This is a genomic window from Microbacterium sp. GXF7504 (assembly GCF_054798235.1).
The window spans coordinates 548,122-568,969 of sequence record NZ_JBSJZI010000001.1 but is presented as its reverse complement, the minus strand read 5'-3'; the positions used below and the strand labels follow the sequence as shown (position 1 = coordinate 568,969).

At 72.6% G+C, this 20,848-nt stretch carries 17 protein-coding genes; 10 read left to right on the top strand and 7 right to left on the bottom strand.

Annotation, left to right across the window (positions count from 1 at the left end; genetic code table 11):
- The first annotated feature begins 21 nt into the window (after positions 1-21).
- Positions 22-1,209 carry a TetR/AcrR family transcriptional regulator gene (locus ACWAUO_RS02655; protein WP_460772815.1) on the top strand — a complete coding sequence of 396 codons (1,188 nt, stop codon included), beginning with the start codon at positions 22-24 and terminating at the stop codon, positions 1,207-1,209.
- A 1-nt stretch (position 1,210) separates the two neighbouring features.
- Here ACWAUO_RS02655 and ACWAUO_RS02650 read toward each other — a convergent pair whose 3' ends face one another.
- The gene (locus ACWAUO_RS02650) at positions 1,211-2,704 is read right to left on the bottom strand and encodes an aldehyde dehydrogenase family protein (protein ID WP_460772813.1); all 1,494 of its coding nucleotides are present in this window, start codon (positions 2,702-2,704) and stop codon (positions 1,211-1,213) included.
- 135 nt (positions 2,705-2,839) lie between these two features.
- Between ACWAUO_RS02650 and ACWAUO_RS02645 the strand changes: the two genes are divergently transcribed.
- Positions 2,840-3,451 (top strand): TetR/AcrR family transcriptional regulator, encoded by a 612-nt coding sequence (locus ACWAUO_RS02645; RefSeq protein WP_460772812.1) that lies wholly within the window; start codon positions 2,840-2,842, stop codon positions 3,449-3,451.
- Between the two features lie 455 nt (positions 3,452-3,906).
- On the opposite strand, the gene ACWAUO_RS02640 is transcribed toward ACWAUO_RS02645, so the two are convergent.
- The 4 genes from ACWAUO_RS02640 to ACWAUO_RS02625 are packed head-to-tail and all read right to left on the bottom strand — an operon-like array spanning position 3,907 to position 9,453.
- Complete coding sequence (locus ACWAUO_RS02640) at positions 3,907-4,899, bottom strand: NAD(P)H-dependent flavin oxidoreductase (RefSeq protein ID WP_460772810.1); 993 nt, start codon at positions 4,897-4,899, stop codon at positions 3,907-3,909.
- Positions 4,892-7,078, bottom strand: a complete 2,187-nt coding sequence (locus ACWAUO_RS02635) for a 3-hydroxyacyl-CoA dehydrogenase NAD-binding domain-containing protein (RefSeq protein WP_460772808.1) — start codon at positions 7,076-7,078, stop codon at positions 4,892-4,894. The genes ACWAUO_RS02640 and ACWAUO_RS02635 overlap by 8 nt, the downstream gene beginning before the upstream one ends.
- Before the next feature lie 10 nt (positions 7,079-7,088).
- Entirely contained in the window at positions 7,089-8,297 is a 1,209-nt protein-coding gene (locus ACWAUO_RS02630) for an acetyl-CoA C-acetyltransferase (protein WP_460772807.1), read from the bottom strand.
- A gap of 10 nt (positions 8,298-8,307) precedes the next feature.
- Positions 8,308-9,453 (bottom strand): acyl-CoA dehydrogenase family protein, encoded by a 1,146-nt coding sequence (locus tag ACWAUO_RS02625; protein WP_460773281.1) that lies wholly within the window; start codon positions 9,451-9,453, stop codon positions 8,308-8,310.
- A 155-nt stretch (positions 9,454-9,608) separates the two neighbouring features.
- Between ACWAUO_RS02625 and ACWAUO_RS02620 the strand changes: the two genes are divergently transcribed.
- From ACWAUO_RS02620 to ACWAUO_RS02595, 6 genes are all read left to right on the top strand, one after another.
- Positions 9,609-10,370 carry an SDR family oxidoreductase gene (locus ACWAUO_RS02620; protein WP_460772806.1) on the top strand — a complete coding sequence of 254 codons (762 nt, stop codon included), beginning with the start codon at positions 9,609-9,611 and terminating at the stop codon, positions 10,368-10,370.
- Positions 10,367-11,533, top strand: a complete 1,167-nt coding sequence (locus ACWAUO_RS02615) for an acyl-CoA dehydrogenase family protein (RefSeq protein ID WP_460772804.1) — start codon at positions 10,367-10,369, stop codon at positions 11,531-11,533. The genes ACWAUO_RS02620 and ACWAUO_RS02615 overlap by 4 nt, the downstream gene beginning before the upstream one ends.
- A complete protein-coding gene (locus tag ACWAUO_RS02610; RefSeq protein WP_460772803.1) occupies positions 11,530-12,621 on the top strand; it encodes a phosphotransferase family protein in 1,092 nt (363 codons plus the stop codon). The genes ACWAUO_RS02615 and ACWAUO_RS02610 overlap by 4 nt, the downstream gene beginning before the upstream one ends.
- A 157-nt stretch (positions 12,622-12,778) precedes the next feature.
- A complete protein-coding gene (locus ACWAUO_RS02605) occupies positions 12,779-13,555 on the top strand; it encodes an electron transfer flavoprotein subunit beta/FixA family protein (protein WP_460772801.1) in 777 nt (258 codons plus the stop codon).
- Between the two features lie 10 nt (positions 13,556-13,565).
- Entirely contained in the window at positions 13,566-14,537 is a 972-nt protein-coding gene (locus tag ACWAUO_RS02600) for an electron transfer flavoprotein subunit alpha/FixB family protein (RefSeq protein ID WP_460772800.1), read from the top strand.
- Between the two features lie 309 nt (positions 14,538-14,846).
- Positions 14,847-16,340 (top strand): cytochrome b/b6 domain-containing protein, encoded by a 1,494-nt coding sequence (locus tag ACWAUO_RS02595; protein WP_460772798.1) that lies wholly within the window; start codon positions 14,847-14,849, stop codon positions 16,338-16,340.
- Positions 16,341-16,456: 116 nt separating this feature from the next.
- On the opposite strand, the gene ACWAUO_RS02590 is transcribed toward ACWAUO_RS02595, so the two are convergent.
- Positions 16,457-17,104: an IclR family transcriptional regulator gene (locus tag ACWAUO_RS02590; RefSeq protein ID WP_460772796.1), complete on the bottom strand. Its 648-nt coding sequence runs from the start codon at positions 17,102-17,104 to the stop codon at positions 16,457-16,459.
- 98 nt (positions 17,105-17,202) lie between these two features.
- On the opposite strand from ACWAUO_RS02590, the gene ACWAUO_RS02585 reads away from it, so the two are divergent.
- Positions 17,203-19,149, top strand: a complete 1,947-nt coding sequence (locus tag ACWAUO_RS02585; RefSeq protein ID WP_460772794.1) for an FAD-dependent monooxygenase — start codon at positions 17,203-17,205, stop codon at positions 19,147-19,149.
- Positions 19,150-19,252: 103 nt separating this feature from the next.
- On the opposite strand, the gene ACWAUO_RS02580 is transcribed toward ACWAUO_RS02585, so the two are convergent.
- Positions 19,253-19,759 (bottom strand): GNAT family N-acetyltransferase, encoded by a 507-nt coding sequence (locus ACWAUO_RS02580; RefSeq protein WP_460772792.1) that lies wholly within the window; start codon positions 19,757-19,759, stop codon positions 19,253-19,255.
- A 66-nt stretch (positions 19,760-19,825) separates the two neighbouring features.
- Between ACWAUO_RS02580 and ACWAUO_RS02575 the strand changes: the two genes are divergently transcribed.
- Positions 19,826-20,845: a LacI family DNA-binding transcriptional regulator gene (locus tag ACWAUO_RS02575; protein WP_460772791.1), complete on the top strand. Its 1,020-nt coding sequence runs from the start codon at positions 19,826-19,828 to the stop codon at positions 20,843-20,845.
- Positions 20,846-20,848 lie beyond the last annotated feature (3 nt).

The following is a 20,848-nucleotide window of genomic DNA, read 5'->3' as shown; positions in this document are numbered from 1 at the left end:
CGGAGGGGTAGTGTCGTGCGCATGTCCGCTCCACTCGCCGAGCGTTCCCGCCCCAGGGACCGCAAACGCCGCATCGAGGAGGCGGCCGCGCTCGCCTTCGCGCAGCACGGGTACCACCAGGTCGGCATGAGCGATGTGGCGGCGGCCGTCGGCATCTCGGCGCCGGCGCTGTACCGGCACTTCCCGAACAAGTACGCGCTGTTCGCGCGCACCGCGTTCCTGGTCGCCCACCGGCTCGTCGAGGAGACGGCCGCCGACGCGGATGCGGACCCGGCCGGGCCCGACGAGGCCCGGGAGGTGCTGGAGCGCCTGCTGAACGCGGTGATCGCCACCACCATGGAGCTGCGGGCGGTCGGCGGCATCTACCGCTGGGAGGGCCGCTACCTGGAGGCGGCGGACCGTGCGCGGCTCACGGCGGAGTTCGACACCCTGCGCGCCCGGTTCATCGCACCGCACGCGCGCTACCGGCCGGCGGTCCCCGACGCCGAGCGCGAGGTGCTCGTGTGGGCCGCGCTCGCCGCGGTCGCCAGCATCACGGCGCACCGCACGGTGGTCGCCGCCGCCACCATGCGGCGGCTGCTGCACGACGCGGCGTGGCGGGCGCTCGACGCCGATGTGGCGGCCGCGGCCGCGCCCTCGCCGTCCGCCGCGCACGACCTCGGCGCGCGCCGGCGCGAACGCCTCGTGGAGGAGGCGATCTCGCTGTTCGCGGCGCGCGGGTACCACGACGTGACGATCGAGGAGATCGCCTCGGCGGCAGGGCTCACCGCATCCGGGGTCTACCGGCATTACGAGGGCAAGTCGGCGCTGCTGCTGGAGGCGTGCAGCCGGGCCGCGGCGCGGCTCGAGGACGGGATGCGGCACGCCCGCGACGTCGCCGGCTCACCCGCCGAGGCCCTCGGCCTCCTCGCCGCGGACTACGTGCGGTTCAGCGTCGAGCACCGCCAGCTCATGCGGGTCTACGCCGCCGAGGTCGGCAGCCTCGCACCCGACGAGCAGCGACGCCTCCGCGCGCTGCAGCGCACCTACGTCGGGGAATGGGTCGAGCTGCTGCGCAGCGCCCGTCCCGACCTCGGCGCCCGTGAGGCGGCGGTGCTCGTGCACGCCGCCCTGAGCGTGGTGGCGGACGTCGGCCTGCTCGCCGGCATCCGCCACCAGGACCTCTCCCGGGCCACCGAGCACCTCGTCCTCCGGGTGCTCGGCCTCTGACTCAGCGGCCCTTGCCGTGGAGCATCGGGATCATCCGCTCCACGGTGTGCATGTCCTTCTCGCTCCGGTCCAGCGTCAGCAGGTGCAGCATCCCCTTGCCGGTCTGGCGGGCGATCGACTTCGGCACACTGAACTCCCGCAGGCCGTCCGCGCCGTGGATCCGGCCGAAGCCCGAGCCCTTCACGCCGCCGAAGGGCAGGGCGCCGATCGCGGCGAACCCGAGCACCGAGTTCACCGTGACCACACCGGCACGCAGCCGCGCGGCGATGCGCTCGCCGGCCGCGCCGTCGCGGGTGAACACCGCGGCCCCGAGGCCGTACGACGTCGCGTTCGCGCGCGCGATCGCCTCGTCCATGTCGGCGACCCCGTTGACGACCACGGTGGGGCCGAACGTCTCGTGCTGCACGGCGTCCGAGTCCTCCGGCACGTCCACGAGCACGACCGGGCCGATCCGTCGGCCCTCGACCGATCCGGTTCCGCCGAAGACCGCGCGGCCGCCGCGTGCGACGGCGTCCGCGATGTGGGCCGCGACCACGTCGGGCTGGCCCGGGTGGGTCATCGGCCCGTAGGCGGGCGTCGCCGCATCCGGTCCGACCCGGCCCGCGCGCTCGACCACCTTCGCGACGAGCGGCTCCTGCACGCGGCGGTCCACGTACACCCGCTCGACGCCCACGCAGGTCTGCCCGGCGTTGCCGAAGGCGCCGAACGCGATGAAGTCCGCGGCCGCGGCGAGGTCGGCGTCGGCCGCCACGAGCAGCGCGTCCTTGCCGCCGCACTCCGCGACGAGCGGGGTGAGGGTCTCCGCGGCGGCGGCCATCACCTTCTTCGCGCTCGCGGTCGAGCCGGTGAACGCGATCTTGTCGACGCCGGCGCGCACCAGGTGGTCGCCGGTCGTGCGGTCGCCGGTCACGACCTGGAACACCGGGCGGTCGCAGACCTCGCGCCACTTCGCGGCGATCCACTCGGCGGTGCCGGGGGTGAGCTCGCTCGGCTTGAACACGATCGCGTTGCCGGCCGCGAGGGCGTACGAGATCGAGCCCATAGGCGTGTAGAACGGGTAGTTCCACGGGCCGATGACGCCGACGACGCCGAACGGCTCGTACCCGAGCGACGCGCGCTGGTTGTAGTTGGCCAGGCCGGACTTCACCCGGCGTCGCTTCAGCACGGGCTCCGCGTGCTTGGCCGCCCAGTCGAGGTGTCCGAGGGTCAGCATCACCTCGAGCAGCGCATCGCCGTCGGGCTTGCCGGTCTCGGCCGCGATGACGCCGGCGAGGTCCTTCGCGGAGCGGGCGATCGCGCCCTTCCAGGCGAGCAGGACGCGCTTGCGGCCGGCGTAGCCCTGGGCGGCCCACCAGGCGGCCGCGTCCTTCGCGGCGGCCACGGCGTCGGCGACGGCCGCGCGATCGGCGATGGGGTGGCTCGCGATGACGGTGCCGTCCCGCGGATCGGTCGTGATGAGGTCGGTGGCGGGGTGTTCCCCGGCGGTCAGGGTCATGGTCGGGTCCTTCGCTCGTCGTCGAGTGAGAAGTGAATGGGGATTCACGCTACTCCGACCTCCGGGGCGGAACAAGGGAGATGTCGGTCGGCGGCAATTTTCGAATGACCGTTAGAATGTCGTGCGGAGGTGGCGATGGCCCGCACAGCACCGTCGAAGTCGGCGCGCACAAGGGAGCGGATCCTCGACGCGGCCGCGCAGGTGCTCAGTCGCAAGGGGTACGCCGGCACGCGGCTCGTCGACGTCGCCGAGGCCGCCGGTGTGCAGGCGCCCGCGATCTACTACTACTTCGCCTCCCGCGACGACCTCGTCGAGGAGGTCATGTGGGCCGGTGCGCACCGGGTGCGCAAGCACGTGGAGGAGGCGCTCGCGGCGCTGCCCGACGGCACGCCGGCGCGCGACCGCATCCTCGTCGCCGTCGACGCGCACCTGCGGTACGAGCTGCAGATCAGCGACTACACGACCGCATCCGTCCGCAACGCCGGCCAGGTGCCGGAGCATCTGCGGGTGCGGCCCGCCGCGGAGGAGGGGGCGTACAGCCGCCTCTGGCGCGACCTGTTCCGCGAGGCGCAGGATGCGGGGGAGCTGCGACCCGGACTGGACATCAACGTGTTCCGGCTGCTGCTGCTCGGTTCGATGAACTGGGCGGTCGAGTGGTGGAACCCCCGCACCCGCTCGTTCGACGACCTGGTCCGCGCGACGCAGGACATGGTCCGCCACGCGACCTTCGCCGCCCCCGCCGACTGACCCTCCGGGCGACGTGCGCGGCGGGCACCCGCCGCATCCGCGGACACAACTGCGGAGTCGGTCGACGACACGCCGGTGACGGATGCCGTGGGCTCGGCCTGTCGCGCGCGATCTCCGCAGTTGTGCACGCCGCGAGGGCGACGGATGCTGCGCCCCGCCCGCGCCGCCCGCGCCGCCCCCCGGGCGCCGAGCCACCCCCTTCTCGTCGAGCGACCCCTTTATCGCCGCAGGAAAGGGGGTGGCTCGGCGGAAAAGGGGTGGCTCGGCGATGACTTCCGCTGTGGCCCGCCCGCCGCATCCGCGGACACAACTGCGGATTCGGTCGACGACACGCCGGTGACGGATGCTGTGGGGCCGGCGTGTCGCGCGCGATCTCCGCAGTTGTGCACGCCGCGAGGGCGACGGATGCTGCACCTCAACCCGTGCAGCACGCCGCGAGGGCGACCGGCGCGGGGTCAGGCGAAGAGGGACAGGCGGGAGGCGAACACCTCGCGGGCCTCGGCGACCGTGCGGCGCACGACCTCGCCGGCGGTGGGGATGTCGCGGATGAGGCCCTGCACCTGCCCGACGGTCCAGATGCCCGCGTCAAGGTCGCCGTCCTCGAACACCTTGCGGCCGCGGGCGCCGGCGACGAGCGGCTGAACGTCGGGGAACTGCCCGCCGTCGGCGAGGATCCGCACCACCTCGTCGCTGACCGCGTTCTTCGCCACCCGCGCCGTGTTGCGAAGGCTCCGGAAGATGAGGTTCGTGTCGAGTTCGGATGCGGCCACGATCCGTTCCTTGACCGCCTGGGCGATGGGGGACTCGACCGTGCACATGAACCGGGACCCCATGTTGATCCCGTCGGCGCCGAGGCTCAGCGCCGCCGCGAGCCCCCGCCCGTCGGCGAACCCGCCGGACGCGATGAACGGGATCGACAGCGCATCGGCCGCCGCCGGGATGAGCACGAGCCCCGGCACGTCGTCCTCGCCGGGGTGCCCCGCGCACTCGAACCCGTCGATCGACACCGCCGTCACGCCGACCTTCTCGGCCTTCAGGGCGTGGCGCACCGAGGTGCACTTGTGGACGACCCGCACCCCGTGGTCGCGGAACATGTCCATGTGGGGTTCGGGGTTCGCGCCCGCGGTCTCGACGATCGTGACGCCGGCGTCGATGATCGCCCGGCGGTACTCGTCGTAGGGCGGCGGGTTGATCGAGGGCAGGATCGTCAGGTTCACCCCGAACGGCTTGTCGGTCAGCGCCCGCGCCCGCTCGATCTCGCGGACGAGGTCGGCCGGGGTGGGCTGCGTGAGCGCGGTGATCATGCCGAGCCCGCCCGCCTCGGACACGGCGGCGGCCAGCTCCGCGCGGCCGACCCACATCATCCCGCCCTGCACCACCGGGTACTCGATGTCGAGCGCCTCGGTGAAGCGGGTGCGCAGCCGCGGGGCGGCCGTGACCTCAGACATACTCCTCGCCCTTCTCGGCGCGGGCGACGAGGGATGCCGGCGGCTCGAACCGCTCGCCGTAGGTCGCGGCGAGTTCGCGGGCGCGGACGACGAAGCCCGGCAGGCCGCCCGGGTACTGGTTCACGTACTGCAGCACGCCGCCGGTCCAGGCGGGGAACCCGATGCCGTAGATCGAGCCGATGTTCGCGTCGGCGACCGAGGTCAGCACACCGTGGTCGAGGCAGTCGATCGCGTCGAGCGCCTCGGCGAACAGCATCCGTTCCTGCAGGTCCTTCAGCGGGAGCACCGTGCGACCGCTGCCGTACTTCTCCCGCAGGCCCGGCCAGATGCCGATGCGCCGGCCCGACTCGTCGTAGTCGTAGAACCCGCCGCCCGCCCGGCGGCCGGGGCGCTCGACGTCCTCGACCATCCAGTCCATGACGGCCTCGGACGGATGCTCCACCCACACCTTGCCCTCGGCCTCCTCGGCGGCGCGGGTCTCCAGCCGGATCTTCCGCGAGAGCGAGATCGTGAGCTCGTCCAGCAGCTGCAGCGCACCGGCCGGGTAGCCGGCCTGCAGCGCCGCCTGCTCGACGGATGCCGGTTCCACGCCCTCGCCGACCGCGGCCACGGCCTCGGCGATGAACTTGCCGATGACCCGCGAGGTGAAGAACCCGCGGGAGTCGTTCACCACGATCGGGGTCTTCCGGATCTGCCGGACGTAGTCGAAGGTCTTGGCGAGCACCTCGTCGCTCGTGTTCGCGCCGCGGACGATCTCGACGAGCGGCATCTTGTCGACGGGGGAGAAGAAGTGGATGCCGATGAAGTCGGGGCGCCGTTTCACCCCTTCGCTGAGGAGCGTGATCGGCAGGGTGGACGTGTTCGACCCGAGGACCGCGTCGGGTTCGACGGTCTCCTGGATCTCCTGGAACACCTGCTGCTTGATCGGCACCGACTCGAACACCGCCTCGATGACGAAGTCGACGCCGGCGAAGTCGGCCGGGTCGCCGGTGGTCGTGATGCGCGAGAGCAGGGCCTCGCTCTTCTCGGCGGTGGTCTTGCCGCGGGCAAGCGCCTTCTCCTCGAGCCCGCGGGCGTAGTCCTTGCCCTTCTCCGCCGCTTCGACGCTGACGTCCTTCAGCACCACGTCGATGCCGGCCTTGGCCGACACGTACGCGATCGCGGCGCCCATCATGCCGGCGCCGATCACGCCCACCTTGCGGGCCTGGTAGGGCGGGATGCCGCCCGGCCGGCTCTTGCCGGAGTTGATCTCCTGCAGGTCGAAGAAGAACGCCTTGATCATGTTCTTCGCGACCTGCGTGTGGGTGAGCGAGACGAGGTAGCGGGTCTCGATGAGCGACGCCGTGTCGAAGTCGACGTAGGCACCCTCGACCGCGGCGGCGAGTGCCGCACGGGGTGCGGGCATCGGCGACCCCTTCAGCTGCTTGCGCAGCAGCGCCGGCAGTGCGGCGAGGGTGCCGGCGACGGAGGGTGACGTGGGGGCGCCGCCCGGGAGGCGGAAGCCCTTCTCGTCCCACGGCTTCACGGGTGCGGGGTTCGCGGCGATCCAGGCGCGCGCCCGGTCCTCGAGTTCGGCGAGCGGTGCCACCTCGTCGACGATGCCGACCGCCAGCGCGTCGTCCGCGCGGAACCGGGTCGCCGGCAGGATGACGTCCTGCAACGCCTTCTGCAGTCCCAGCATCCGCACGACGCGGGTGACGCCGCCGCCGCCGGGGAGGAGGCCGAGCGAGACCTCGGGGAGGCCGAACTGCGCGCCGCGCGCGTCGCCCGCCGCGATCCGGTGATGGCACGCGAGGGCGACCTCGAGTCCCCCGCCGAGGGCGGTGCCGTTCATGGCGGCGACGACGGGCTTGCCGAGGCGCTCGAGCCGCCGGAGCAACGACTTCACGTGGTCGATGTGCGCGGTCTCCTCGGCCGAGCGGGACGGGTCGGCCGCGCGCAGCAGGTTGAGGTCGCCGCCGGCGAACCAGCTCTTCTTCGCCGAGGCGAGGATGACGCCGGTGATGGTGTCGCGCTCCGCCTCGAGGCGGTCGACGGTCGCCTCGAGGGCCGCGACGAAGTGGGGGTTCATCGTGTTGACGGCGCTGTCCGGGTCGTCCATCGTCAGGGTGACGACGCCGTCGGCATCCTGTGCCCAGTCGTATCCGGTGTACACGGCGGTGTGCTCGGTGATTGCCATTGCTCTTCCTTCAGACGCGTTCGATGACGGTGGCGATGCCCATGCCCGCGCCGACGCACAGCGTGGCCAGGCCCCGCTTGAGGTCGCGGCGCTCGAGTTCGTCGAGCAGGGTGCCGAGGATCATGGCGCCGGTGGCGCCGAGGGGGTGGCCCATCGCGATGGCGCCGCCGTTGACGTTGACCTTCTCGTCGGGGATGCCGAGGTCCTTCTGCCACTTCATGACGACCGCGGCGAAGGCCTCGTTGAGTTCGAACAGGTCGATGTCGTCGACCGTGAGCCCAGCCCGCTCGAGCACCTTGCGGGTGGCCGGGGTGGGGCCGGTGAGCATGATCGTGGGCTCGGATCCGGTGACCGCGGTGGCGACGATGCGGGCGCGCGGCGTGAGCCCGGCGCGCCCGCCGGCCTTCGCCGACCCGACGACCATCAGCGCGGCGCCGTCGACGATGCCGGACGAGTTGCCCGGGCCGTGCACGTGCTCGATGCGCTCCACCCAGTGGTACTTCTGCAGCGCCACCGCGTCGAAGCCCGCCTGCGCCCCGAGGCCGGCGAAGCTGGCGGGCAGCTGCCCGAGCGATTCGACGGTGGACCCCGGCCGACGGTGTTCGTCGTGGTCGAGCACGACCACGCCGTTGACGTCGCGCACCGGCACGATCGACCGGGCGAACCGGCCCTCCTGCCACGCCGTCTCCGCGCGCTGCTGCGAGCGTGCCGCGTAGGCGTCGACGTCCTCCCGGCTGAAGCCCTCGAGGGTGGCGATGAGGTCGGCGCCGATGCCCTGCGGCACGAAGTAGGCGTCGTAGTTCGTCGTCGGGTCCTGCGCGTACGCGCCGCCGTCCGAGCCGATCGGCACCCGCGACATGGACTCCACGCCGCCGGCGAGGACGAGGTCCTCGAACCCCGACGCCACCTTCTGGGCGGCGAGGTTGACCGCCTCCAGGCCCGAGGCGCAGAACCGGTTCACCTGCACCCCGGCGACGGTCTCGGGCAGGCCCGCGACGATGGCCGCGGTCCGCGCGATGTCGCCGCCCTGCTCGCCGACGGGGGAGACGACACCGAGCACGATGTCGTCGACGTGGGCCGGGTCGAGGCCGGGGTTGCGCTCGGTGATCGCGTCGATCAACGTCACGACCAGGTCCACGGGCTTCACCGAGTGCAGGGCACCGCCCTTGTTCTTGCCGCGGGGGGTGCGGACCGCGTCGTAGATGTAGGCATCCGTCATCAGAGTGCTCCTAAAGTCCCAGGTCCCGGCCGACGATCTCTTTCATGATCTCCGTCGTGCCGCCGTAGATGGTGGTGATCCGCGCATCGAGGTAATCCTGTGCGATGCGGTACTCCTGCATGTAGCCGTAGCCGCCGTGCAGCTGCAGGCAGCGGTTCACGACGTCGACGTAGTGCTCGGTCGTCCAGTACTTCGCGGCGGCGGCGTCGACGGGCGAGAGGGCCCCTGCGACGTGCTGCTTGATCGCCTGGTCGACGAAGGCGCGCCCGACCGCGGTCGTCGTCGTCATGTCGGCGAGTTCGAACCGCGTGTTCTGGAACGAGCCGATCGGCTGCCCGAACGCCTCCCGGCCGGTGACGTACGCGATCGTCCGCTCGAGCACGCCCTCGGTGGACGCGACGGCCGCGGCGGCGATCGACAGCCGCTCCTGCGGCAGGTTGCGCATGAGCCCGGCGAAGCCCTCGCCCTCCGCGCCCAGGAGGTTCGCGGCCGGCACCCGGACGTCCTCGAAGACGAGCTCGCTCGTGTCCTGCGCGTGCAGTCCCAACTTGTCGAGGTTGCGGCCGCGGCTGAACCCCGGCATCCCGTCCTCGACGACGAGCAGGCTGAGTCCGCGGTGGCGGTCGGGGGAGGTGCGCACGGCCACCGCGACGAGGTCGGCGTTCTGGCCGTTCGAGATGAAGATCTTCGACCCGTTGACCACGTAGTCGTCGCCGTCCCGCACGGCGGAGGTGCGGATGCCGGCGAGGTCGCTGCCGGTGCCGGGCTCGGTCATGGCGACCGCGACGATCTTCTCCCCGGCGGCGATCCCCGGGAGCCACCGGGCCTTCTGCTCCTCGTTCGTGAGGTCGGTGAAGTACGGGATCACGATGTCGTTCGACAGCGAGATGCCGGCCATCCCGCTCGAGACGGGGGTGCGGGCGAGCTCCTCGCCCATGATCGCGTTGAACCGGAAGTCGTCGGTGCCGCCGCCGCCGTACTCCTCGGGGATCGCGTACCCGAGGATGCCGGCCTCGGCCGCCTGCGTGAACAGCGAACGGTCGACCTTCCCCTCGCGGTCCCAGCGTTCCGCGTGCGGTCTCGCATTGCGTTCGACGAACTCCCGCACGATCTCGCGGAACTGCTCGTGCTCTTCTTCGTACAGGTCGCGGGTCAGCGCCATCGCTCTCGCCCTTCCCGCCGCTTCGTCGCGGCTCGTTTTTATTATGCATTAGAATTCTGCCGACGCAAGTCCGAAGCGGATGCGGCAACACCGGCGGTGCCGGGCACTATCTTTGAATCGGAATTCAACGTGTCATCGAAGGAGATGCCATGACGGAAGCAGCTTTCTCGGGGCGGGTGGCGCTGGTCACCGGCGCCAGCCGGGGCATCGGCCTCGGCATCGCACGGCGGCTCGTCGACGGGGGTGCGCAGGTGTGTCTCACCGCCCGTCACGAGGACGCGCTGGCCGAGGCGGTCGCGGGGCTGCCCGCCGGCTCGGCGATCGGCGTGGCCGGTGCCGCCGACGACCCGGCGCACCGCGCGGAGACGTTCGAGCGGATGCGGGAGGCGTTCGGCGGGATCGACATCCTCGTGAACAACGCCGGCATCAACCCCGTCTACGGCCCGCTCGTCGACCTCGACCTCGACGCCGCGCGGAAGGTCCTCGACGTGAACGTGCTCGGCACCCTCGCCTGGACGCAGGCGGCCGTGCGGCAGGGACTCGGCGACCGGCCCGGCGCCGCCGTCGTGAACCTCTCGTCGGTCACCGGCGACGTCCCCTCCCACGGCATCGGCTGGTACGGCGTGAGCAAGGCGGCCGTGAGCCACCTGACCCGCACCCTGTCGGTGGAGCTCGCACCCCGCATCCGGGTGAACGCGGTCGCCCCCGCCGTCGTCAAGACGACGTTCGCGCGCGCGCTGTACGAGGGCCGGGAGGAGGAGGTCGCGGCCGCCTACCCGATGGGTCGCCTCGGCACCCCGGAGGACGTCGCGGACGCCGTCGCCTACCTGTGCGGCGACGGTGCCGGCTGGGTCACCGGGCAGGTGCTGACCCTCGACGGCGGGCTGCTGAACGCGGGCGGCACGGCATGAGCGCCGACCTCGCCCGCCGCACGCGGGCGTTCATCGGGGAGACGGTCGTGCCCGCCGAGCCCGGGTGGGGCGAGACGCTCCGCGACGACGTGCTCGCCGACCTCCGGGCCAAGGCGCGCGCGGCGGGGGTGTACGCGCCGCACGCGGCCGTCGAGGTCGGCGGGCTCGGGCTGCCGCTGCGGGAGTGGTCGCCCGTCTTCCAGGCGGCCGGCTACTCGCCCATCGGCCCGGCCGTGCTCAACTGCATGGCACCGGACGAGGGCAACATGTCGCTCCTCGAACGCGTCGCGACGCCGGCGCAGCAGGAACGGTACCTCCGCCCGCTCGTGGCGGGGGAGGTGCGCTCGTCCTTCGCGATGACCGAGCCGCATCCGGGCGCCGGGTCCGACCCGGCCGCGCTGCGCACCACCGCCCGCCGCGTCGACGGCGGCTGGGTGCTCGACGGCGCCAAGCGCTTCATCTCCGGCGCCGAACTCGCCGCGTTCGCGATCGTCATGGCGCGCACGGGGGAGGGGGCGGATGCCGGGGCCACGATGTTCCTCGTGCCCTTCGACGCCCCGGGCGTCATGGTCGGCCCGTCGATCGGCACGGTGGAGGCGGCCATCGCCGGGGGACACCCCCACGTCGCGTACCGGGACGTGTTCGTCCCGGACGAGGACGTGCTCGGCGAGCCCGGGCAGGGGCTCCGCTACGCGCAGGTGCGGCTGGGGCCGGCCCGCCTCACCCACTGCATGCGCTGGCTCGGGCTCGCGCGGCGGGCGTTCGACATCTGTCTCGACCGCGCGAACGAGCGGGAGCTGTTCGGGGAGCGCCTCCGCGACCTCGGGGTCGCGCAGTCGCTCGTCGCCGACAGCGCCATCGACATCGAGACCTCCGACGCGATCATCGACCGCACCGCCCGCGCGCTCGAGGACGACCCGCGGGCGGGGGCCGCGCTGTCGTCGATCGCGAAGGTGCACTGCTCCGAGGCGATCTGGCGGGTCATCGACCGTGCCGTGCAGCTCTGCGGCGGCGACGGCGTCAGCTCGGGGCTGCCCCTCATCCAGTACCTCAACGAGGTGCGCCCGTTCCGCATCTACGACGGCTCCAGCGAGACGCACCGCTGGGCGATCGCGCGGCGGGCGGCGAAGGCCCGTGCCCGCGCGACCGGGGCGACCTCGTGAGTGAGATCGTGGCCACGAGCGCCGTGGCGGCGCAGCTGCCGCAGCCGCCGCTGCTCGTGCTCGAACCGCTCCGCGCGTACCTGCGCGACGTCGGGTTCGCCGTGCCGACGCTCCAGGCGACCCGCATCGGCGACGGGCACTCGAACGTCACGTTCCTGCTCGACCTCGGCGACCGCCGCGTCGTCCTGCGCCGCGGCCCACGCCCGCCGTTCCCGCCCTCGACCCACGACATGGTGCGGGAGGCGCGCATCCTGCGGGCGCTCGGCGAGGCGGGGGTCCCGGTGCCGAGCGTGCTCGACGTGTGCGAGGACGAGGCGGTCCTCGGCGTGCCGTTCTACCTCATGGCGCACCTCGACGGGCTCGTCGTCACCGACGCGATGCCCGCCCTGCTCGACGCGCCGACCGACCGCGAACGCCTCGCCTACGCCGCGGTCGACGCGCTCGCCGCCCTGCACGCCGTCGACGTCACCCGGCCCGCGATCGCCGGCATCGGGCGCCCTGACGGATACCTGCGCCGTCAGGTGGACCGGTTCGCCGGCCTCTGGCCGGCCGTCTCCCGGCGCGCGATCCCCGCCGTCGACACCATGGCCGCCTGGCTGGCGGACCACCTGCCCGACTCCGCCCGGGCGAGCGTCGTGCACGGCGACTACCGCATCGGCAACCTCATGTACGCGCCGAGTGCACCCGCATCCGTGCTGGCGGTCCTCGACTGGGAGATGGCGACGCTCGGCGACCCGCTCGCCGACCTCGGCTACTTCGTCGCGACCTACGCCGAACCGGGTGCACGGGCGACCCCGCTCGAACTCACGCCGGTGACCCGCCTGCCCGGGTTCCCGACGCGGGACGAGCTCGTCGCGCGCTACGTCGAGCGCACCGGCGCCGACGTGTCGGCCCTCGACTGGTACCGCGCGCTCGCCCTGTTCAAGGCCGCGGTCTTCTGCGAGGCCATCCACACGCGCTGGCTCGACGGCGAGACCCCCGGCGACGCCTTCGGCGCATCGCTCGCGCAGGGTGTGCCCGCGCTCCTGCGGGAGGCCGCCGACGCCGCGGGCATCGCCGTCGACCTCCGCCCGGCGGTGCTCCCGTGACGGATGCTGTGGGGAAGCGACAGGCCGCACCCGGCCCGGAGGGGGCCCGCTTTGGCTCCCGTCGACGATCGACTTCGGGCGCGCGCGGACGCTCCATAGCGTGTTCGGTGAATGCTCGTGAACTCAATAGACTCGCAACCGGCGTGAGGAGTGCTACGTGAAGATTGTCGTGCTGGTCAAGGAAGTCCCCGACACCTACGGAGACCGCAAGCTCAACCTCGAGACCGGACTCGCGGACCGCGCCGCGAGCGAGGCGGTGCTCGACGAGATCGGTGAGCGCTCCCTCGAGGTCGCACTGTCGTACGCCGACAAGCACGCGGGCACCGAGGTGGTCGTGCTGTCGATGACGCCCGAGTCGGCGGCGGCGACGGTGCGGAAGGGCCTCGCGATGGGCGCCGCGTCGGCCGTGCAGGTCGTCGACGAGCAGCTCGCCGGCGCCGACACCGTCCTCACCGCGGAGGTGCTCGCCGCCGCGCTGCAGCGCACCGGGTTCGACCTCGTGATCGCGGGCAACCAGTCCACCGACGGCTCCGGCGGCGTCGTGCCGGCCATGGTCGCCGAGCTCCTCGGGGTGCCGCTCGCGTCGGGCCTGAACAGCGTGGAGCTCGCCGAGGACGCGGTCGCCGGCGAGCGCGCCGTGGAGGGCGGCACGCAGCGGGTGAAGGCGGCCCTGCCGGCGGTCATCTCGATCACCGAGCGGCTCCCCGACGCCCGGTTCCCGAACTTCAAGGGCATCATGGCGGCGAAGAAGAAGCCGTTCGAGACGCTGACGCTCGCCGACCTCGGCATCGACCCGATGGACCCGGCCGCGGCCCGCTCCATCATGCTCACCGTGAACGAGAAGCCGGCCCGCGCCGCGGGCGTGAAGATCGTCGACGAGGGCGACGCCGGCCAGAAGCTGGCCGACTTCCTGGCCGAGAACCGCCTGGTCTGAGGGGTGTGGAATGACTGATTTCGCGAACGACTCGATCCTCGTCCTGCTGGACGTGACCGCATCCGGTGCACTGGCGAAGTCCGCCGCCGGCCTCCTCGGCGGCGCATCGCAGGTGGGCACCCCGGTGGCGCTCATCGTCGCGGAGAACGCCGACGCGCTCGCGCAGGAGGCCGCCGACCTCGGCGCCGCCGCCGTGCTGACCGCCGCCCCCGGCGACGGGCTCGGCGTGGGCGCGGTCGACGCGCTGGCCGCGGCCGCCGCGCTGGTGCAGCCCGACGCGGTGCTCGCCTCGCAGTCGCTGGACGGTCGCGACGCCGCGGCCCGGTTCGCCGCGCGGTCGCGTGCGGCGCTGGCCGTGGATGCGGTCGGCCTCTCCCGCGACGACCTCGGCGTGGTCGCGCACCACTCCGTCTACGGCGGCTCGTACAACGTCACCGCGTCGTCCACGTTCGGCGCACCGGTCATCACGGTCCGGCAGGGCGCGATCGACGCCCGCGCCGAGGCGAAGCCGCTCGTCGTGCACCCGCTCGAGATCGCCGCGTCCGGCAAGCCCGCCGCATCCGTCGAGTCCACCGACGCGGTCGAGGCGGTCTCGACCCGCCCCGAGCTGCGCGGTGCGGCGAAGGTCGTCTCCGGCGGCCGTGGCCTGCAGTCGGCGGAGAAGTTCGCGCTCGTGGAGCAGCTCGCCGACGCGCTCGGCGCCGCCGTGGGAGCGTCGCGCGCCGCGGTCGACGCCGGCTACGTGCCGCAGTCGTACCAGGTCGGCCAGACCGGTGTGTCGGTGTCGCCGCAGCTGTACGTCGCGCTCGGCATCTCGGGCGCGATCCAGCACAAGGCCGGCATGCAGACGGCGAAGACGATCGTCGCGATCAACAAGGACGCCGACGCCCCGATCTTCGACATCGCCGATTTCGGCGTCGTCGGCGACGTGTTCACCGTCGTGCCACAGCTCATCTCTGCGCTCGAGGCGAAGAAGGCGTAACCCGTGGCGACCTACGCACGCACCCTGCGGCGGGGTCTGCCCCGCACGCCCGGCGGCGCCCCCTGGCCCCCCGAAGGCACCCCCGTCCCCGGCGCGGATGCGGCTGAGGCCGAGCCCGTGGCTGCCGCTGAGGCCGTGGCGCCGGCTGCGGCTGGTCCCGCTGCTCCGGCGGCCGCGCCGGCGGCTGCGCCCGCTGCCGGGGCGCCTGGTGCCTCACCTGTCGCGAACGGTGCTTTCGAGGCGCAGATCGCGACAGGTGAACAGCCTGCCGCGAGCGCCGCGCCCGCGGGGGGCGGCGCGCCGGTCGGCGTGACGCTGCGCCGGGGCCTGCCGCGCGTCCCGGGCGGCGAGCCGTGGCCGCCCGCATCCGCAGCCCCCGCTCCTGCCGCTGCCGCAGCGCCGACTCCTGCCGCTGCCGCGCCCGCGGCGACGGCGCCGGCTGCCGCGGCCGCGCCCGAATCGGCCACCCCTGGTGCGCCCACGGCTGCGCCGGTCGCGGCCCCCGCCGCATCCGTTCCGGCCGCGGACGTCGCCGTGCGCCGCGGGCTGCCGCGCACACCCGGCGGCGAGCCCTGGCCGCCCGCCGACTTCGTCCCGCACATCGCCGTACCCGCTTCGCCTGTCGCTTCCGGCGGTGCGGAGCCGCAACAGGCGACAGGTGAACCGGCTCCGGCCGGCGCGCCGGGCGCTGCGCCGGTCGAGGCGCCCGCACCGGTCGAGGCACCCGTGCCCGCATCCGCGCCGGTCGAGGCACCCGCGTCCGCGCCCGCGGGGCAGGAGCTCGCGCCGGCCGCATCCGTCGCCGCGCAGCCCGAGCCGTCGGGGCCGCTGCCGTTCACGCCGTCGGTGTTCCCGGGGAAGTACGCCTTCACGCGCCCGGCGCCGGCGCCCGAGCCGGAGCGGATCGGTCCGTTCACGAAGGCGCAGTGGGCCGGCGCGGTCGTCGTCGGCGGGCTCGGCCTGCTGTTCGCGGCGGCGATGGTCGTGCTCGCGGTGCGGTGGCTCATCTCGCTCGAGCCGCTGCAGGACTTCCTCGCGACCTACCCGGGCGAGTACCACCTGCCCGAGGCTGCGCCCGTGGGGCTGCCGGCGTGGATCGGGTGGCAGCACTTCTTCAACGTGTTCCTGATGGTGCTCATCATCCGGTCGGGTCTGCGGATCCGCAACGAGAAGCGGCCGGACGCGTTCTGGACGCCGAAGTGGAACAGCAAGCGCAAGATCAGCCTGACGATCTGGTTCCACCAGTCGCTCGACATCCTGTGGCTGGTCAACGGCGTCGTGTTCGTCGTGTTGCTGTTCGTGACCGGCCAGTGGATGCGGCTCGTGCCCACCAGCTGGGAGGTGTTCCCGAACGCCGTGTCGGCGGCGCTGCAGTACGTGTCGCTGGACTGGCCGACCGAGAACGGCTGGGTGAACTACAACTCGCTGCAGCAGCTGGCGTACTTCACGACCGTGTTCATCGCGGCACCCCTCGCGGCGCTGACGGGTGTGCGCATGTCGGGCATCTGGCCCAAGAACGCCGCGGCGCTGAGCAAGGCCTACCCGATCGAGTGGGCCCGCGCGGTGCACTTCCCGGTGATGCTGTACTTCGTCGCGTTCATCATCGTGCACGTCGCGCTCGTGTTCGCCACCGGGGCCCTCCGCAACCTCAACCACATGTACGCGGCGCAGGACGCCGTGAACTGGACCGGGTTCTGGATCTTCGTCGCCTCGATGGTCGTGATCGCCGCATCCTGGGTCGCCGCCCGGCCGCTGGTGCTCGCCCCGATCGCCCGCCTCTTCGGCTCCGTCAGCTCCCGCTGACCCGTCGCAAGGACCGCAAGGACCGCGAGACTGCATCCTGTCGCCGAGACAGCGGGGTAACCCCGAAGTCTCGGCGGTCAGATGCAGTCTCGCGGTTCGGCGTCAGCGTCGGCGGGTCAGCGGACGAGGCGGGCGATGCGGTGCGCGGTGCGCTCGAGGGCGGTGGCGACCGCATCCGTGTCGAGATCCTGCGTGAGGTAGATCACCGCGAGTGCGGCGGGGGCGTGCGCGCCCAGCGGCAGCGGGACCGCGACCGACGAGACGCCCACGATGATCTCGTCGTGGCTCGTCTCGTAGCGGAGGGGCGGATGCTGCTCGGGCCGCAGCTGCGAGCGGATCACCCGGCCGGGCGCACCCGCGTCGATCGAGTGCCGACTGCCCGGACGCTGCGCGAGCGTCGCGCCGTCGCGCCGGGGCTCGGACGATGTGAGCGTCACGGCCTCCGCGCCGTCGTAGGTGACGATGCACACGGTCATGCCGAGGTCGTCGGCGAGGGCGGCGAGCTCGGGCGCCGCGACCGTGGCGAGATCGCCGGAGACGCCGCGGGCGAGGGAGACCACCTTCGCGCCGACGTGCAGGAGCCCGGCGCCGTCGCGGACCACGAACCCGAGGTCCTCGAGGGTGCGCACGAGCCGGTACGCCATCGAACGGTGCACGCCCAGGAGGTCCGCGACCTCGGGCACCGACAGCGGCGTCGCTGCCTCCCCGATCAGGGTGAGCGCGGTCAGCCCGCGTGCGAGCGTCTGTGAACCGGTCTCCGCCACAGCAGCCTCCTCGTTGCCGGAACCTCGTCGTCGAGGTATCGTCTATTCCGATACTTGTAACAGTGTAGCAACTATAGAGACACATTCGAGGAGGAACGATGCAGATCCATCACCGCGGCTACGAGGCGGGCGACCCGCGCATCAAGCCGGCCGCAGGGCACGGGATCGACCGCCCCACCGAGATCCCGGACGAGATGGACGTGCTCATCGTCGGCACCGGCCCCGCCGCATCCGTCGTCGCCGCACAGCTCTCGCGCTTCCCCTCGGTCGCGGTCCGCGCCATCGAGAAGCGGCCCGGCCGGCTCGAGGTCGGCCAGGCCGACGGCATCCAGGCGCGCTCGGTCGAGACCTTCCAGGCGTTCGGCTTCGCGAACGAGGTCATCGACGAGGCGTACCGGAACGTCGAGATGTGCTTCTGGAAGCCCTCCGCCGACGACCCGACCAGCATCGTCCGCTCCTCCCGCGCGCCCGACGACGCCACCGGGATGAGCGAGTTCCCGCACATCTACGTGAACCAGTCGCGCATCCTCGACTACTTCCTCCGCGACGCCGAGCGCGCCCCCGGTCGGGTCGTGCCCGACTACGGCGTCGAGTTCGTCGGCTGTGAGATCGACCCCGAGGCCGCGTACCCGGTCTCGGCCCGCATCCGGTACGTCGCCGGCCCCCGCACCGGTGAGGAGCAGGTCGTGAAGGCGAAGTACCTCGTCGGCGGCGACGGTGCGCGCAGCGCCGTCCGCGCGGCGCTCGGCCACCGCCTCCACGGCGAGGCCGCGCTGCACGCCTGGGGCGTCATGGACGTCATGGTCAACACCGACTTCCCCGACATCCAGGTGAAGTGCTCGATCCAGTCGCACGACGAGGGCAACATCCTCCTCATCCCGCGCGAGGGCGAGTACCTCGTGCGCATGTACGTGGACCTCGGCGAGACCGACGAGAAGGATGCGGGCAAGGTCCGCTCCACGCCGATCGAGGCCATCATCGAGAAGGCGAACCGCATCCTGCGTCCGTACACGCTCGACGTGCGCGCGGTCGTGTGGTGGTCGGTGTACGAGGTCGCGCACCGCATCACCGACGGGTTCGACGACGTGCCGCCGGAGGAGGTCGGCGTCCGCCACCCGCACGCGTTCATCATGGGCGACGCGTGCCACACCCACTCTGCGAAGGCCGGGCAGGGCATGAACGTGTCGATCCAGGACGGCTTCAACCTGGGTTGGAAGCTCGCCGCCGTGCTCGAGGGCCGCGCGCCGGAGTCGCTGCTGGACACCTACGCCGAGGAGCGGAAGGTCGTCGCGCAGAACCTCATCGACTTCGACAAGGAGTGGTCGTCGCTCATGGCCAAGCCGGTCGACGAGTGGGAGGACCCGGCCGAGCTCGAGCGCTACTACGTGAAGACGATGGAGTTCCCCGCGGGCTTCATGACGCAGTACACGCCGAACCTCATCACGCTCGACGACCGGTACCAGCACCTCGCCCCGGGCTTCCCCGTCGGCAAGCGCTTCAAGTCGGCGGAGGTCATCCGCCGCGCCGACAACCGCTGGCGGCACCTCGGTCACACCCACGAGGCGGACGGCCGCTGGCGCGTGTACGTCTTCGCGGATGCTGCCGCCCCGGCGCTGGAGGGCACCCCGACCGCGGAGTTCGCGGCCTGGTGGCAGCACGACCCGGCGTCGCCGCGGGTGCGGTACACCCCGCTCGACGGCGACTCGGACGCGGTGTTCGACACCAAGGTGATCTACCGCCAGGACTACACCGAGGTGGAGCCGCACCAGGTGCCGGACGCGTTCAAGCCGGTGAAGGCACCGTTCGGGCTGGTCGACATCAACCAGATCTTCTCGGCCGGGCACGGTCGCGACATCCACCGCGACCGCGAGATCGGCGACGAGGGCGCGATCGTCGTGGTGCGTCCGGACCAGTACGTGGCCGCGGTGCTGCCGCTGTCCGCGCGCGACGAGCTGTCCGACTTCTTCGCCGGCAACATGGTCGAGCCCGAGCCGGTCGCCCCGTTCGAGCCGGTCACCCTGATCGCGCAGCGCACCTCGCTCTGACGGACCGCGAGACTGCATCTGCGCGCCGCGCTGTCTCGGCGCGCAGATGCAGTCTCGGCGATCATGACGACGGCGCGCGCGCGTGCGCGGCGGCGGTCAGCCGTCAGCGGACGAAGCGCACCTCGGTGAGCGTCTCGCCCAGGAACGGCTCGGTGTGGGTGGCGCCGTCGAGCGTGAACCCGTTCCGCTTGTAGAACCCGTGCGCGCGGGGGTTGTCCTCCGCGACCCACAGGTACGCGGGCTCGTCCTGGTCGATCGCGGCGTCGAACAGCCGCTGGCCGAGGCCGGTGCCGTGGTACTGCGACAGCATGTACAGGAAGTACAGCTCGCGCGTGCGCGGGGCGTCGCGGTCACGGGCGGGGCCGGAGCCCACGAACCCGACGATCTCGCCGTCCACGAGCGCGGCGCTCATGCGGAATTCCGGGCCCTGCAGGGCCCAGTGGGTCCAGAGTTCCGCGAGTCTCCTCGGTGAGACCCGCTCGAGGGCGGCCTTGCTGATCAGGTGGTCGTACGTCTCGTGCCAGCACTGGGCGTGGACACGACCGAGGGCCTCGGCATCCACGTCGCGCACGGGGCGGACGATGACGTCAGCGGTCATTTCGGCGTTCATGCGCAGACTCTACGCGGACCCCCGTGGGTCGCGAAATCGGGTCGGGCGCGACCTATCCTGAGGGGCATGGGACGGGCGAGGGCGACGGTCAAGGACGTGGCCGCCCTCGCGGGCGTCTCGCCGAAGACGGTCTCGAACGTGCTCACCGGCGTCATCCCGGTGCGGGCCGAGACGCGGGAGCGGGTCGAGCACGCGATGCGCTCGCTCGACTTCGTGCCGAACCTCAGTGCGCGGGGGCTGCGCAGCGGGCGCTCGGGGACGATCGCGGTCGCGCTGCCCGACCTCGCCACCGCGTACTCCGCGGACCTCCTCCACGCGATCGTCGAGGCGGCGCACGAACGTCGCCTCGCCGTGCAGATCGAGGAGACCGCCGCCCGGCCGCAGCGCGAGCAGGACCTGCTGTCGCGGGCACGGGCCCACCTCGTCGACGGGCTGATCCTCAACCCCGTGCGACTGGAGGACAGCATCGTCGACCACGCCGAGGAGCTCCCGCCGACCGTGCTGATCGGCGAGGTCGAGCACCACCGCACCGACCGGGTGCGGATCGACAGCCGGCAGGCGGCGAAGGACGCCGCCGCGCACGTGATCGGATGCGGCGCCCGCCGCGTGGCGGTCATCGGCGGCGTGACCGGGGCCGACGCCGCGACCGCGACGAGCCGCCTGCGGCTCGCAGGGGTCCACGACGCGCTGGCGGAGGCCGGGCTTCGGCCGGATCCCGCGCTGGAGATCGACACGGAGCCGTGGGACATGGCCGGCGGTGCGGCGGCCGCATCCGAGCTCCTCCGGCGCGGGGCGGCGTTCGACGCCGTGGTCGCGTTCACCGACTCGATCGCGGTGGGGGCCGTGCACGCGCTGCACGAGGCGGGGCTGCGCGTGCCGGACGACGTGCTCGTGACCGGGTTCGACGACGTCGAACTCGCCCGGTTCACCTCGCCCGCGCTCACGAGCGTGGGCTTCGACCGTCGTGCGTTCGCGGAGGCGGCGGTGCGCCTGCTCACCGAGCGCATCGAGGACCCGACGGCCCCGCCGCGCGAGGTCACGGTGCCGCACACGTTGCATGTGCGGGGGAGTACCCGCCGGGCCTGATCC